This is a genomic window from Solihabitans fulvus (assembly GCF_008386585.1).
GTDB classification, from domain to species: domain Bacteria; phylum Actinomycetota; class Actinomycetes; order Mycobacteriales; family Pseudonocardiaceae; genus Solihabitans; species Solihabitans fulvus.
Map to the genome: position 1 here is coordinate 43,090 of NZ_VUOB01000047.1, position 13,014 is coordinate 56,103.

A 13,014-nucleotide genomic window follows, 5' to 3' on the forward strand; every position below is an offset into this window, starting at 1 on the left:
CGATCCCCACGCGTTGCACGACTATGGCAACCCCCACAGATCGGTGACCGAGGCGTCGAACGGACGTACCTTTCCCCGGTGCGACTCATCGGCGAGGAGTGCTAGCGGATGTCACGCGTCCGCGACCTGACGCCCTACGTGGAACTCAAGCGGGAGCAGTGGCGGGAGCTACGGCAGTCCACCCCGCTGACGCTCACCGACACCGACCTGCGGCGGCTGCGCGGGCTCGGCGAGCCGATCTCGCTCGACGAGGTCGCCGACATCTACCTGCCGCTGTCCAGGCTGATCAACCTCCAGGTGCAGGCGAGACTGGGGCTGCACCAGGCCACGGCGACGTTCCTCGGCGACCGGGCCGAGAAGGTGCCGTTCGTGATCGGCATCGCCGGCAGCGTCGCGGTCGGCAAGTCCACCACCGCGCGGGTGCTGCGCGAACTGCTCGCGCAGTGGCCGGACCACCTGAGGGTCGACCTGATCACCACCGACGGCTTCCTGCTGCCGACCGCCGAACTGGTCCGCAGGAACATCCTGCACCGCAAGGGTTTCCCGGAGAGTTACGACCGGCGCGCGCTGGTCCGGTTCCTCGCCGAGGTGAAGGCCGGGGCCGCCGAGGTCCGCGCGCCCGTGTACTCGCACCTGCGCTACGACATCGTGCCCGGCCAGGAGCAGGTGGTGCGCCGCCCGGACATCCTGATCGTCGAGGGCCTCAACGTGCTGCAACCCGGCCCCCGGCTCGCGGTGTCGGACCTGTTCGACTTCTCCATCTACGTCGACGCGCACACCGAGCACATCGAGCACTGGTACGTGGAGCGGTTCCTCGCGTTGCGCGACACGGTGTTCACCAACCCTGACTCGTTCTTCCACTCCGACGCGACGCTGAGCGACGCCGACGCGCGGCGCGAGGCGAGCAGGCGCTGGCGGGAGATCAACGAGCCGAACCTGGTGGAGAACATCAGGCCGACCAGGGCGCGGGCCACGCTGGTGCTGCGCAAGGGCGCGGACCACATGATCACCAGGGCGCGGCTGCGCAAGCTCTAGTTGTGATTGTCCCGGCGCGATTCCGGACACCGCGCGGGCGTGTGCTGGCCGTACCGTTGGGGACGTGCCGATCAGGGTGTTGCTCGTCGACGATCACGAGGTGGTCCGCAGGGGCGTGCGCGACCTGCTGGACGGCGAGGACGACATCGAGGTCGTCGCCGAGGCCGGCAGCGTGGCCGAGGCGCTGGTGCTGGCGGCGGCGGGCCGGCCGGAGATCGCGGTCGTGGACGTGCGGCTGCCCGACGGGGACGGCGTGACGCTGTGCCGCGAGCTGCGCGCGTCGGCGGACGGCCCGAGGTGCCTGGTGCTGACCGCGTTCGACGACGAGCAGGCGCTGATCGGCGCGATCATGGCCGGGGCGTCGGGCTACCTGCTCAAACAGGTGCGTGGGCAGGATCTGGTGACGGCCGTGCGCGAGGTCGCCGCAGGCCGGTCGCTGCTGGATCCGGTCACCACGGCCAGGGTGCTGGAGCGGATGCGCCGGCCCGCGCAGGAGGACGAGCTGTCCAGGCTCACCGAGCAGGAGCGGAAGGTGCTGGCGCTGATCGGCGAGGGGCTGAGCAACCGGCAGATCGCGGAACGGCTGTTCCTGGCGGAGAAGACGGTGAAGAACTACGTGACGTCGGTGCTGGCCAAGCTCGGCATGGTGCGCCGGACGCAGGCGGCGGCCTGGGTGGCCCGGCGCGCGCGGTAGGTGCGGTAGGTGCGGTCACACCCGGCGCACGATGCGAATACACGCATGGGTGGCCCGGCGCACGCGGTAGGTGCGGTAGGTACGGCCACACCCGGCGCACGATGCGAATACACGCATGGGTGGCCCGGCGCGCGCAGTAGGTCGCGCGGTAGGAGCGGTAGGAGCGGTCACCGGCGACCGGCGCAGATCGACATTCGGGTCGGCCGGTTGTCCACAGGCGGCTGGTGTTCCTGGCCGCCGCTGTCGACCGTCGATACGCTGGCCAAGGGCAGGCCCCCAGGGCGGGTGGGGTTTGACCGGTGGGGCTTGACCGGTGGGTTTCACGGCGGGTGGGGCTTGGCAGGCGGTGACCGCGTGCCTTACAGGGGTACGCGCCAGGTGACGGTGGTGCCGGTGCTGGCGCTGGAGGTGACCTCGCATCGGCCGCCGACGGACGCCGCGCGTTCCTCGAGGTGTCGGAGGCCGCGCCTGGTCACGTCGGAGGGGATGCCGCAGCCGTCGTCGACGACGCGCAGCAGCAGCGCCGTCTCGTCCCGGCGCAGCTCGACGGTGACAGCCCGCGCGCCGGAGTGCCGGACCACGTTGGACAGCGCCTCCCGCAGTGCGGCGCGGGCGTGGTCGGCGAGGTCCACCGGGACGCCCGCCGGGTCGCCGTGCGCCTCCAGGGTGGGCGCGAAGCCGAGCAGCTCGCCCGCCGTGCGGACCTCCGACCTGACCGAGTCGAGCAGGTCGGCTGGCGCGGGGCTCGACTCGCCGGGGTCGGGGTAGCGCAGCGCCCGGACGGTCGCCCTGACCTCGGCGATCGTCTGGTCCAGCTGGTCGACCGCCTCCGCGAGCCTGGCCGCCTCCGGCTCGGCCAGGCGGCCGGTCAGCTTGCGGTCCAGGAGGTCCAGTTGCATGCCGGCGGCGTACAGCCGCTGGATGATCACGTCGTGCAGGTCGCGGGCGATGCGCTCGCGCTCCTCGTAGACCGCGACCCGTTGCCGCGCCGTGGAACCCTCCGCCAGCACCAGCGCCAGGCCGGCCTGAGCGGCGAACGACGTCAGCACGTCCACCGTCACCGGCGTGAACGGCGCTGCTCCTCGCCTCCGATACACGGCCAGGGCGCCGAGCCTGCGTTCCCTGGTGCCGAAGGGCGCCACCGCGAACGGGCCGTAGCCGCGCAGCACCCTCGGCACGAACGGCGCGGTGCGCGGGTCGACGGTGAAGTCGTCGGCCACCACGGGCACCCCGCTGCGCGCCACCCTCGCCGCGGCGGACCTGGCCGACAGGACCGTGCCGACCGGGTCCTCGTCCAGCACCGCGGGCTCACCGTGCGCGGCCTCCACGGTCAGCCTGCCGTCCTCGCCGCGCACCATGACCAGCCCGAGGTCCGCCTCGGCGAGCGCGGCGGCGCTGCGCACCACCAGGGGCAGCACGGCGTCGGGGTCGTCGCCCGCGAGCGCGGCCGAGGTGATCTCGGTGGACGCGGCGAGCGCCCTGCGGGCCAGCGATGGATCCATGATTTCCACGCTAGGCCGCCGTCGCTCTACTAGACCCGTGCGCCGTGCGCGAGCAGGACTCGGCCGTCCGTGACCTCCACCACGAGGTCGGTGTCGGCGACCTCGTCGGGCCGGTGGGTGATGTGCACGACGGTGCGGCCGGCCAGCTCGGTGCGCAGCCGCGCCAGCAGGGCTCGCGCGGTCGGCTCGTCGAGGTGCGCGGTCGGCTCGTCGAGCAGCACGAGGTCCGCGTCGGACAGCAGCGCCCTGGCCAGCGCGAGCCGCTGCGCCTCTCCCCCGGACAGCGCCGCGCCGCCGGTGCCGACGAGCGTGTCGAGGCGGTCCGTCCAGGCGGGCAGGCCAGCGAGGCGGAGCACCTCGCGCAGCCGGTCGTCGTCGGCGTGCGGGTCGCCGAGGCGGAGGTTCTCCCGGACGGTGGTGGACACGAGCTGCGGTTCCTGCGGGCACCAGGCGACGGAATCGGGCAGCGCGACCCTGCCGGTCTCCGGCGGCAGGAAACCGAGCAGCAGCGCGAACAGGGTGGACTTGCCGGCCCCGGACGGGCCGACCACGGCGACCGTCGAGCCGCGGGGCAGGTCGAGGCTGACGTCGCGCAGCGCGGGCTCGGCCGCGCCCGGCCAGCGGACGTCCGCGCCGGACACCCGCACGGTGTCATGGAGGGTCCCTTCCTGACGTTGGGTGTCTGGAAGGGATCGACCTGTGCCGGCGGCGAGGAGGGCGGTGAGGCGGTGGTGGGCGGCGGTGAGGGTTTCGCGGTGTTGGGCGGCGGGGGCTAGCGCGGCCATCGCCTCGGCCAGCGCGAGCGGCACCAGGCCGAGCAGCGGCGCGAGGACGGGGTCCAGCCTGCCGGTGTGCACGGCGACGGCGGCGAGCGCCGCGCAGGCCAGCGCGGCGAGGCCGGTGGCGGCGGTGACCACGGCGGTGGCCGCGCCTGCGCCGAACGCCTGCCGCCTGGCCTGCCGGGCCAGCTCGGCGTCCTCGGCGGCCAGCGCGGCGCGGCGGCGGGTGTGCGCGCCGGTCGCGATCAGGTCGGGCGCGGCGTCGAGCAGGCCGAGCACGTCGGCGGCGACCCGGCGACGGCCCGCCGACAGCGCCGTGCTGGCCCGCCGTTCGACCGCGACCGCGACGGCCGGCGCGGCCACCCCGGCGACCAGCAGCGCAACGGCGAGCGCCAGGCCGGCCGTCGGCAGCACGAGAGTGTGCAGCAGCACCGCGGCAACGCCGACCCCGGCGGCGGCCAGCGGCGGCAACAGCACTCTCGGCACGAGGTCGCGCACCGTGTCGGTGTCGTCGACCAGCCGTTGCAGGCCGTCGGCGCGGCGCAGGCCGAGGGTGCGGGCCGGGCCGAGCCGGACCAGCGCCGCCCACAGCCGCACCCGCAGCGACCCGGCCAGCCGGAACGCGGCGTCGTGCGAGACGAGCCGTTCGACGTACCGCAGCGCGCCCCTAGCCAGGCCGAAGGTCCGCACGCCGACCACGGCGACGGACAGCATCAGGATCGGCGGATGTTGGGACGCCCTGGCGATCAGCCACGCGGCGGTCGCGGTCAGCCCGACGCCGCAGCCGAGCGCCGCGGCCCCGAGCAGCGCGGCGGCCACCGAGCGCCAGGTGAGCAGGGCGCGCAGCGGCGGCGCTGGCACGGCCGGCACGGTCTCCGCCGTCGACGGCCGGATCGCCTGCGCGGCAACGGGTTCCTCGGTGCCGGCGGCCCGGTGCGTGGCGAGGACGACCGCGACACCAGCGTCGGCGGCGCGGCGCACGGCGGCGAACACCTGCGCCGAGGTGGCCGGGTCGAGGTGCGCGGTCGGCTCGTCGAGCAGCAGCACCCCAGCGCCGCGGTGGACCCGCAGCAGGGCTCTGGCCACGGCCACCCGCTGCCGCTCCCCGGTGGACAGCTGGGCGATCGGCCGGTCGAGCAGGTGCCCGGCGACCGCGTCGGCCGCGACGAGCGCGAGTTCGGCGTCGGTCGGCGCGCCGCCGGGTTGGTCGGCCACCGCGAGTTCGAGTTCCTCGCGCACGGTCGCCGCGCCGAACGCGGGCCGCTGCGGCACCCAGGCGACCTGTCGACGCCACTCTGAACTATCCATAGTGGACAGTTCGACGCCGTCGATGGTCACCCGGCCCACGTCGCCCGCGAGGAAACCCAGCAGCACGGCCATGGTCGTCGACTTGCCCGACGCGCTCGGCGAGTCGAGGCGGACGATCTCGCCGGGCCGGGCCGTGAAGGACAGCCCGTCCGGGGCGAGGCCGCCGCGCCTGCGCACGCCGAGCCCGGTGACGCGAAGCTGGCGCCGAAGGCGGTCCACGCGCACCCCTGAACGGGAACCTCCTTCGGCACCAACGATTTCCGCGACCCTGCGGACCGCCTCGACGCCGTCCTCGCTGGCGTGGTGCGCCGCGCCCGCCGCGCGCAGCGGCAGGTAGCACTCCGGCGCGAGGATCAGCACGACCAGTCCGGTCATCAGCCCGAGTTCGCCGGACACCAGGCGCAGCCCGATGCCGACGGCGATCAGCGCGACGGACAGCGTCGCGGTGAGTTCGAGCACCAGCGCGGACAGGAACGCCACCCGCAGCGTGCCCATGGTGGCCCTGCGGTGCCGTTCGCCGACCCGCCGCACCGCCTCGGCCTGCGCGCCGGCCCGCCGGAACGCGGTGAGCACCGGCAGCGCGCGGACCAGTTCGAGCAGGTACCCGGACAGCCGCGCGGTCGCGTCGGCGGCGCGCGCGGCGCGGTGCTCGGTGAAGCGGCCGATCAGGATCGCGAAGACCGGGATCAGCGGCAGCGTCACGACGACCAGCACGGCCGAGGTCCAGTCCGTGCACAGGATCCAGACGCCGATCAGCGGGGCGGTGACGGCGGCGGTGACCAGCGCGGGCAGGTACCTGGTGAAGTAGGCGTCGAGACTGTCGAGTCCCTTGGTGGCCAACACGGTCAGCTCGGCGGGGCCGCGAGCGGCGATCCACTCCGGGCCGCGCCGCAGCGCCGCGTCGAGCATGGCCGCGCGCAGCTCCTCCTTGGCGCCCGCGGCGGCCCGCGCGGACACCGACTCGGCCGCCCAGCCAAGGACCGAGCGGGCGACGACGGCGCCGGCCAGCAGCAGCAACCCGCCGCGCAGGTCGGACAGCGGCGGCGCGGTCGTGACGATCCTGGCCAGCACCGACGCGAGCGCGAGCGCCTGCGCGACCAGGGCGACCGCGTTGAGGGCCGCGAGCACCGCGCCGAGGACCAGCGCTCGGCGCGCCGAAGGGGACAGTTCCGGAAGCGCGCCGAGCGGGCCTCTCCCCGACCGGCGGTTGGCGGAAGGGTGGCCGGGGAGGTCTTGGGTGCTCGCCGTCGTCGGCGAGTCCTGGCTGACGGTCATGGCCGGGCTACTTCGGCACGTGCACTGCGGGGATGTGCCTGGTGCCGATCCGCTTGCGGAACACCCAGTACGTCCAGCCCTGGTAGACCAGCACGGCCGGGGTGCCGAACGCGGCGACCCAGGTCATCACGGTCAGCGTGTAGGAGCTGGACGCGGTGGCCGCGACGGTCAGCGAGTTCGCCGGGTCGAGCGTGGACGGCAGCACGTTCGGGTACAGCGCGCCGAACAACGTCACCACGGTGCCGACCACGGCGACGCCGAGCAGCGCGAACGCCTGCCCCTCCCGCCCCTTGGCCAGCCGCAGCAGCGCGCCGACGGCGGCGACCAGAACGACCGCGACGGACACCCAGGTCCAGCCAGCGCCCTCGCGCAGCTGCACCAGCAGGAGCAGGCCGACCAGCGGCAGCAGCGCAACGGGCGCGATGCGCAGCGCGAGCCTGCGGGCCCGGTCGCTGATCTCGCCCTCGGTCTTGAGGGTGAGGAACACCGCGCCGTGCACGAGCGCGTAGCCGGCGACCGCGAGCGCGCCGAGCAGCGTCTCCCAGCGGATCACCGCCAGCGGCGAGCCGACCCGGTCGCCGTGCTCGTTGAGCGGCAGGCCGAGCACGGTGGTGGACAGCACGAGGCCGATGCCGAGCGACGCGATCCAGGAGCCCGCGACGATCACCCTGTCCCAGTTGCGCCGCCAGCGTTCCGTGTCGACCTTGCCCCGGTATTCGAAGGCGACGCCCCGGCCGATCAGCGCGACCAGGAACAGCGTCAGCGGCAGGTAGGCGGCGCTGAACAGCGCGGCGTACCAGCCGGGGAACGCGGCGAAGGTCGCCCCGCCGGCCACCAGCAGCCACACCTCGTTGCCGTCCCACACCGGGCCGATGGTGTTCACCATGACCCGGCGCTCGGTGTTGTCGCGGCCGAGGACGGGCAGCAGCATGCCGACGCCGAAGTCGAAGCCCTCGAGGAAGAGGTAGCCCAGCCACAGCAGCGCGATCACACAGAACCAGAAGATCGGGAGACTCATGATCCACTCCGTCAGTACGCGAACGCGAGCACGTCGTCGGATTTCGCCGAACCGCCACCGGATCCGGATCCGTCATCGGGGCCGTCGTCGGAGTCGCCTTCTGGGGGAACAGGTGGCATCACCCCGGCTATCCCGGCCCGCACGTAGCGGCGGATCAGGAAGACCTCGACGACGGCGAGCCCGCCGTAGAGCAGGGTCAGCGCGATCAGCGAGGTCAGCACCTCGCCGACGGTGACCCCGGCGGACACGGCCTGCGCGGTGTACATCCACACGCCGTCCACGCCGGACGGGTTGGGCACCACCACGAAGGGCTGCCGGCCCATCTCGGTGAAGATCCAGCCGAAGCTGTTGGCCAGGAACGGGGTCGCGATGCTGAGCAGGGCGAGCCGGCCGAACCACTTGGTGCGCGGCACCCGGCCCCGGCGGGTCAGCCAGAGCGCGAGGACGCCGACCCCGGCGGCGATCGCGCCGAAGCCGATCATCAGCCGGAAACCCCAGTAGGTGACCGGCAGCGTCGGCACGTAGTCGATCGGCTTGCCGGACAGCTCGCCGAGCCGCTCGTCGACCGGGTAGTTGGCGCCGTACTTGGCCTGGTACTCGGGCACCAGGTCCTGCACGCCCTTGACCTCGCTGGAGAAGTTGTTGTGCGCCAGGAAGGACAGCAGCGCGGGCAGGGTGAGGCTCTTGACGTTCTCGCAGTCGGGCCGCGCCACGTCGCCGTAGGCGAACACGGAGAAGCCCGCCGGCTTCTCGCTGTGGCACAGCGCTTCCGCGGCCGCCATCTTCATCGGCTGCTGCTCGAACATCAGCTTGCCCTGGAAGTCGCCGCTGATCGCCACGGCCGCGAACGCGACCACACCCACCCAGGTGCCCAGCCGCAGCGAGCTGTGCCAGACCTTCCTGTCCGGGTCGTCGGCGGCCGACTCGCGGTGCTTGCGCCACAGGTGCCACGCCGAGATGCCGACCAGGAACGTCGCGGCGACGGCGAACGCGCCTGCGATGGTGTGCGGGAACGCCGCCAACACGGTGTTGTTGCCGAGCACCGCCCAGATCGAGGTGAGCCGGGGCCTGCCATCGGTGAACACGATGCCGACGGGGTGCTGCATCCACGAGTTGGCGGCCAGGATGAAGTACGCCGAGGCCATCGTCGCCAGCGAGAACGCCCACGCGCAGGCCAGGTGCGCCCGCTTGGACAGCCGGTCCCAGCCGAAGATCCACAGGCCGAGGAAGGTCGACTCGACGAAGAACGCGACCAGGCCCTCCATCGCCAGCGGCGCGCCGAACACGTCCCCGACGAAGCGCGAGTAGGAGCTCCACGCCATGCCGAACTGGAACTCCTGCACGATGCCGGTGACGACACCCATCGCGAAGTTGATCAGCAGCAGCTTGCCCCAGAACTTGGTCATCTTCAGGTATCTGGGGTCGCTGGTGCGCACCCACGCGGTCTGCATGCCGGCGACCAGCAGCGAGAGGCCGATGGTGAGCGGCACCATCAGGAAGTGATAGACGGTCGTGATACCGAACTGCCACCTGGCGACATCGAGCACGTGCACGTCCGCGCCCACCCTCCGGCTGCGTTGTCCTTCGACCACCGGGTTCGGCGGTCCCCGACCCCGTGACGGGGACCGTCGAACTCCGAAAACGAGCCTAGGTTGGGCGACCGGACCACGATCAGGTCCGAGCGTCCCCCGTTCGGGTGGGACCTTGGTCCCTGCTGGGCGGGACCGTCGCGGTGCGGGCGGTCACCTCGCCGGACAGTGCGTGACCAGCTAGAATAGGTGTCGCCTGAGGGGAGTAGTTCCGACGGCCGCGCGTCTGACGGGTGGCCCGGCGAGGACATCGACATGCTGACTCCGCGTTCCGGAGTCCGGTGCCTCACCCAGCGCAAGCTGGGCGAACGAGACCTCCGGCCGGGTTTTCGCATACCCGGTCGGGGTCAACTGTCCCCCCGTCCGGGCCGGACGTGGGAAGGACTGAAGCCTCGTGGCTTCCTCGATGCTGGCGCTCGTCGCCGCATTCGGCCTCGTGTTTGTGGTCGAACTGCCCGACAAGACGCTGGTCGCGACGCTCGTGTTGACCACCAGGTATCGCGCGCTCCCGGTGTTCGTCGGCGTCTGCGCGGCCTTCGCCGTCCAGTGCGTGGTGGCCGTCGCCTTCGGCAGCGTGCTCACCCTGCTGCCGGAGCGGCTGGTGGCCGGGGTCGTCGCCGCGCTGTTCGGTCTCGGCGCGGTCATGCTGCTCCGCGAGGGCTTCGCCAGGCAGGACGACGATGACGTCGACGGCGCCCGCTCCGGCCCGCAGCCCGTGTCGTTCCTGCGCGCCGCGCTGACCTCGTTCGGCGTGCTGTTCGCCGCCGAGTGGGGCGACGCCTCGCAGCTGGCCACCGCCGGCCTGACCGCCCGCTACGGCAGCCCGGTCGCCGTCGGCGTCGGCTCCTGGCTCGCGCTGGTGCTGGTGGCCGGGATCGCGGTGCTGATCGGCCGCAAGCTCGCCCATCGGCTGCCGACCAGGCTGATCCAGCGCGCGGCCGGGTTCCTGTTCGCCGCGTTCACCGCCGTGGCCCTGTGGCAGGCGATCGCGGCCTGAGCCGCGCCGGGCCGACCTTGTGTCAGCGCAGCGCGATCGCGACCTCCTCGGCGGCCCGCAGCACGTGCGGGCCGATGACGTCGCCGTCCAGCTTCTCCAGGGCCACCACGCCGACGCTGGCGCGCAGGCCGGGCACCCCGCGCACCGGGGCGGCCACCCCGTACGCGCCGGGCTGGAGTTCCCCGGTGGAGGCCACCCACGGCCGGGAGTCCGCCGGCAGCCCGATCGCCTTGCCGGCCGCGCCCCGGTGCACCGGATGCCTGCTGCCCACCCGGTAGGCCACGTGATAGGCCGTCCAGGACGGCTCGACCACGGCGACCGCCTGCGCCTCGGCGCCGTCCGCGACGGTCAGGTGCGCGGTCGCGCCGACCTGCTCGGCCAGCGCGCGCAGCGCGGGCTGCGCGGCCAGCCGCAGCTGCGGCAGCACGTTCGCGGCCAGCCGCAGCACGCCGAGGCCCAGCCGCACCTTGGAGCCCTCGCGCCGCACCAGGCCCCTGGCCTGCAACGGCACCAGGAGCCGGTAGACGGCCGCCCGGCTCGCCCCGATCGCCGCGGCCAGGTCGCTGATGCTCGGCGCCTCACTCTCGGCGTCCGCCACCGCCTGGAGCAGGGCGAGGCCCCGCTCCAGGGTCAGCGAACTCTCCTTCGACGCGCCGGCCTGCTGCCCCGCCGACGCGCCCAGCGGGCGGCCGCCGGAGCCCGCGTGCGACCTGATGGTCACCGCGATCAGCCCCGGTCGGCGCGCTCGGTGCCCGAGTCGGCTGGCACGACCGTGCCGACGACCTCGGCGAGGCCGACCAGCGAGTCGTCCTCGCCCGGCGCGGTGCCGGTGATCCGCACAGTGTCACCGTCCTGGAGGAACGTTCGCGGGCTGCCGTCGTCGAGGGTGATCGGCTCGGCCCCGCCCCAGGTCAGCTCGAGGAAGCAGCCGCGCTGGCGCTTCTGCGGCCCGGAGACCGTGCCGGAGGCGAACAGATCACCCGCGCGAACGGTAGCGCCGTTCACCGACATGTGCGCGAGTTGCTGGGCGAAGGTCCAGGACATCTCGGCGAACGGCGGCGCGGACACCCGCGTGCCGTTCCAGTCCACCGCGAGGCTCAGGTCAAGGCCCCACGGCTGGTCCTCGACCAGGTAGTCCAGCAGCGGGTTCGGCAGCGCCGGCGGGGTCACCCTGGCCACCGCGAACGCCTCCAACGGCGTGACCCACGCCGAGATCGAGGTGGCGAACGACTTGGACAGGAACGGCCCGAGCGGCTGGTACTCCCAGGCCTGGATGTCCCGCGCGGACCAGTCGTTGACCAGCACCACCCCGAACACGTGCTCAGCGGCCTGACCGGTGGACACCCTGCCCTCGGTCGGGCCGCCGCAGACGAAGCCGACCTCGGCCTCGATGTCCAGCCGCTCGCACGGCCCGAACACCGGGCCCTGCTCGCCCCTGCGCTGCCCGTGCGGGCGCACCACGTCGGTGCCGGACACGACCACCGTGCCGGCCCTGCCGTGGTAGCCGACGGGCAGGTGCGTCCAGTTCGGCAGCAGCGGGGCGCCGTCGGGCCGGAAGATCCGGCCGACGTTCTCCGCGTGGTGCCGCGACGAGTAGAAGTCCACGTAGTCGGCCACCGTGAACGGCAGCCGGGTGGTGGTCTCCGCGAGCGGCAGCAGCGTGCCGCCCTTCGGCGCGACCTCGGCCGTGACCAGCTCGGTCAGCCTGGCGCGCAGCGCGCTCCAGACCGGCCGGCCGGCCCGCAGCAGCGGGTCGAGCGAGTCCGCCGACGTGTGGGCGGCGAGCTCCGCGCCGAGGGACTCGGCCAGCGGCCGCAGCGGCAACGCGTGGTCGCCGACGCGGACCGCGAGGCCGGGCCCGTCCTCGGTCTCGACGACGCCGTAGGGCAGCGTCTGCGGGCCGAACGGCGCATCCCGGCGGAACGCCGGGTCGTGGATCCAGCTCACAGCAGGCCAAGTCCTTCCAGGTCCGCGACCGGGTCGGCCAGCGAGCAGGAACCGTAGGAGGCGAAGACGCCACGCACGGCGTGCGCGGCCTGGTCGGACAGCGCGCCTGCCTCGGCGGCGAGCGCGGCGCCGTCGGTGTTGCCAAGCGCCTCCCTGACGTCGCCGCCCGACAGCGAGCGGGCCGTGGCCACCAGCAGGTTGAGGAACCCGTGGTGGGTGAACCCGGTCTCCTCGTCGGTGTGCCGGACGGCGTTGTGCAGCCCGGCCGTCGCCTTGAACGACACGCCGCCGGTGGTCACCACGGACAGGAAGTCCGCGACCTCGTCAATGCTCGGGAAGGTCTCCTGGCTGACGCCGCCGCAGCGCAGCTTCGGCCAGCTGCCGTGCTCCGCGACCCTGCGGATGCCGTCCAGCCATCCAGCGCCGCCCCGGCGGGGCTCGACCACGCGGATGACGTCCTCCGGCACGAACTCGGAGACACGTTCCAGCCAGACCTCGTCCACGTCGGACGGGGCCGGCATCTCGACCATGCGCAGCGTCAACAGCTCACTGCGCGACTCCACGATCGACACGGCCTTCGGCACACCGCCGAGACCCGTGTCGATCACCAGTGACAGGGCGACCGGCTTCGCCGGCTTCGCCTTGATGAGCTCGGTGATGAGCTCGGGCAGCCGGGACGCGGGACACAGGAAAAAACCCATCACGCCGGCCCAGTCGCCGACCCGTCCATCCAGGTGACCGCGCACCCCATCGGGCATCGTCGCACTCCCCGGAGGGAACAACGCTGCATCGTCTACGAGCCTCGCCAGCAGGGGCGGAGTGCCGCGTGGACCGGGCGCACGGAGTTCGACAGCGCTTGACACGCCTGAC

Annotated in this window: 10 protein-coding genes; 3 read left to right on the forward strand and 7 right to left on the reverse strand. The window is 73.2% G+C overall.

Annotation, left to right across the window (positions count from 1 at the left end; translation table 11 throughout):
- Window positions 1–108: 108 nt before the first annotated feature.
- Window positions 109–1,035, forward strand: coding sequence for a type I pantothenate kinase (gene coaA, locus F0L68_RS25540; RefSeq protein WP_149852340.1), 927 nt, complete (start codon window positions 109–111; stop codon window positions 1,033–1,035).
- A gap of 64 nt (window positions 1,036–1,099) precedes the next feature.
- Window positions 1,100–1,729, forward strand: coding sequence for a response regulator (locus F0L68_RS25545; protein ID WP_149852341.1), 630 nt, complete (start codon window positions 1,100–1,102; stop codon window positions 1,727–1,729).
- Between the two features lie 359 nt (window positions 1,730–2,088).
- Here the strand turns inward: F0L68_RS25545 and F0L68_RS25550 are convergent, their stop codons facing one another.
- From F0L68_RS25550 to F0L68_RS25565, 4 genes are read right to left on the reverse strand one after another with little or no spacing between them, the layout of a single operon-like run.
- On the reverse strand, window positions 2,089–3,231 hold the full coding sequence (locus F0L68_RS25550; RefSeq protein WP_149852342.1) for a GAF domain-containing sensor histidine kinase: 1,143 nt from the start codon (window positions 3,229–3,231) through the stop codon (window positions 2,089–2,091).
- Window positions 3,232–3,260: 29 nt separating this feature from the next.
- On the reverse strand, window positions 3,261–6,593 hold the full coding sequence (gene cydD, locus F0L68_RS25555) for a thiol reductant ABC exporter subunit CydD (protein WP_149852343.1): 3,333 nt from the start codon (window positions 6,591–6,593) through the stop codon (window positions 3,261–3,263).
- 7 nt (window positions 6,594–6,600) lie between these two features.
- Window positions 6,601–7,611, reverse strand: a complete 1,011-nt coding sequence (gene cydB / locus F0L68_RS25560) for a cytochrome d ubiquinol oxidase subunit II (RefSeq protein ID WP_149852344.1) — start codon at window positions 7,609–7,611, stop codon at window positions 6,601–6,603.
- A gap of 11 nt (window positions 7,612–7,622) precedes the next feature.
- Complete coding sequence (locus F0L68_RS25565) at window positions 7,623–9,164, reverse strand: cytochrome ubiquinol oxidase subunit I (RefSeq protein ID WP_149852345.1); 1,542 nt, start codon at window positions 9,162–9,164, stop codon at window positions 7,623–7,625.
- A 442-nt stretch (window positions 9,165–9,606) separates the two neighbouring features.
- On the opposite strand from F0L68_RS25565, the gene F0L68_RS25570 reads away from it, so the two are divergent.
- The gene (locus tag F0L68_RS25570; RefSeq protein ID WP_149852368.1) at window positions 9,607–10,197 is read left to right on the forward strand and encodes a TMEM165/GDT1 family protein; all 591 of its coding nucleotides are present in this window, start codon (window positions 9,607–9,609) and stop codon (window positions 10,195–10,197) included.
- Between the two features lie 22 nt (window positions 10,198–10,219).
- Here the strand turns inward: F0L68_RS25570 and F0L68_RS25575 are convergent, their stop codons facing one another.
- From F0L68_RS25575 to F0L68_RS25585, 3 genes are read right to left on the reverse strand one after another with little or no spacing between them, the layout of a single operon-like run.
- Window positions 10,220–10,879, reverse strand: coding sequence for an IclR family transcriptional regulator (locus F0L68_RS25575; protein ID WP_149852369.1), 660 nt, complete (start codon window positions 10,877–10,879; stop codon window positions 10,220–10,222).
- A 44-nt stretch (window positions 10,880–10,923) separates the two neighbouring features.
- Window positions 10,924–12,144 carry a fumarylacetoacetase gene (gene fahA / locus F0L68_RS25580; RefSeq protein ID WP_149852346.1) on the reverse strand — a complete coding sequence of 407 codons (1,221 nt, stop codon included), beginning with the start codon at window positions 12,142–12,144 and terminating at the stop codon, window positions 10,924–10,926.
- On the reverse strand, window positions 12,141–13,007 hold the full coding sequence (locus F0L68_RS25585; protein WP_149852347.1) for a hypothetical protein: 867 nt from the start codon (window positions 13,005–13,007) through the stop codon (window positions 12,141–12,143). Before F0L68_RS25585 ends, fahA begins: the two co-directional genes overlap by 4 nt.
- Window positions 13,008–13,014: the final 7 nt, after the last annotated feature.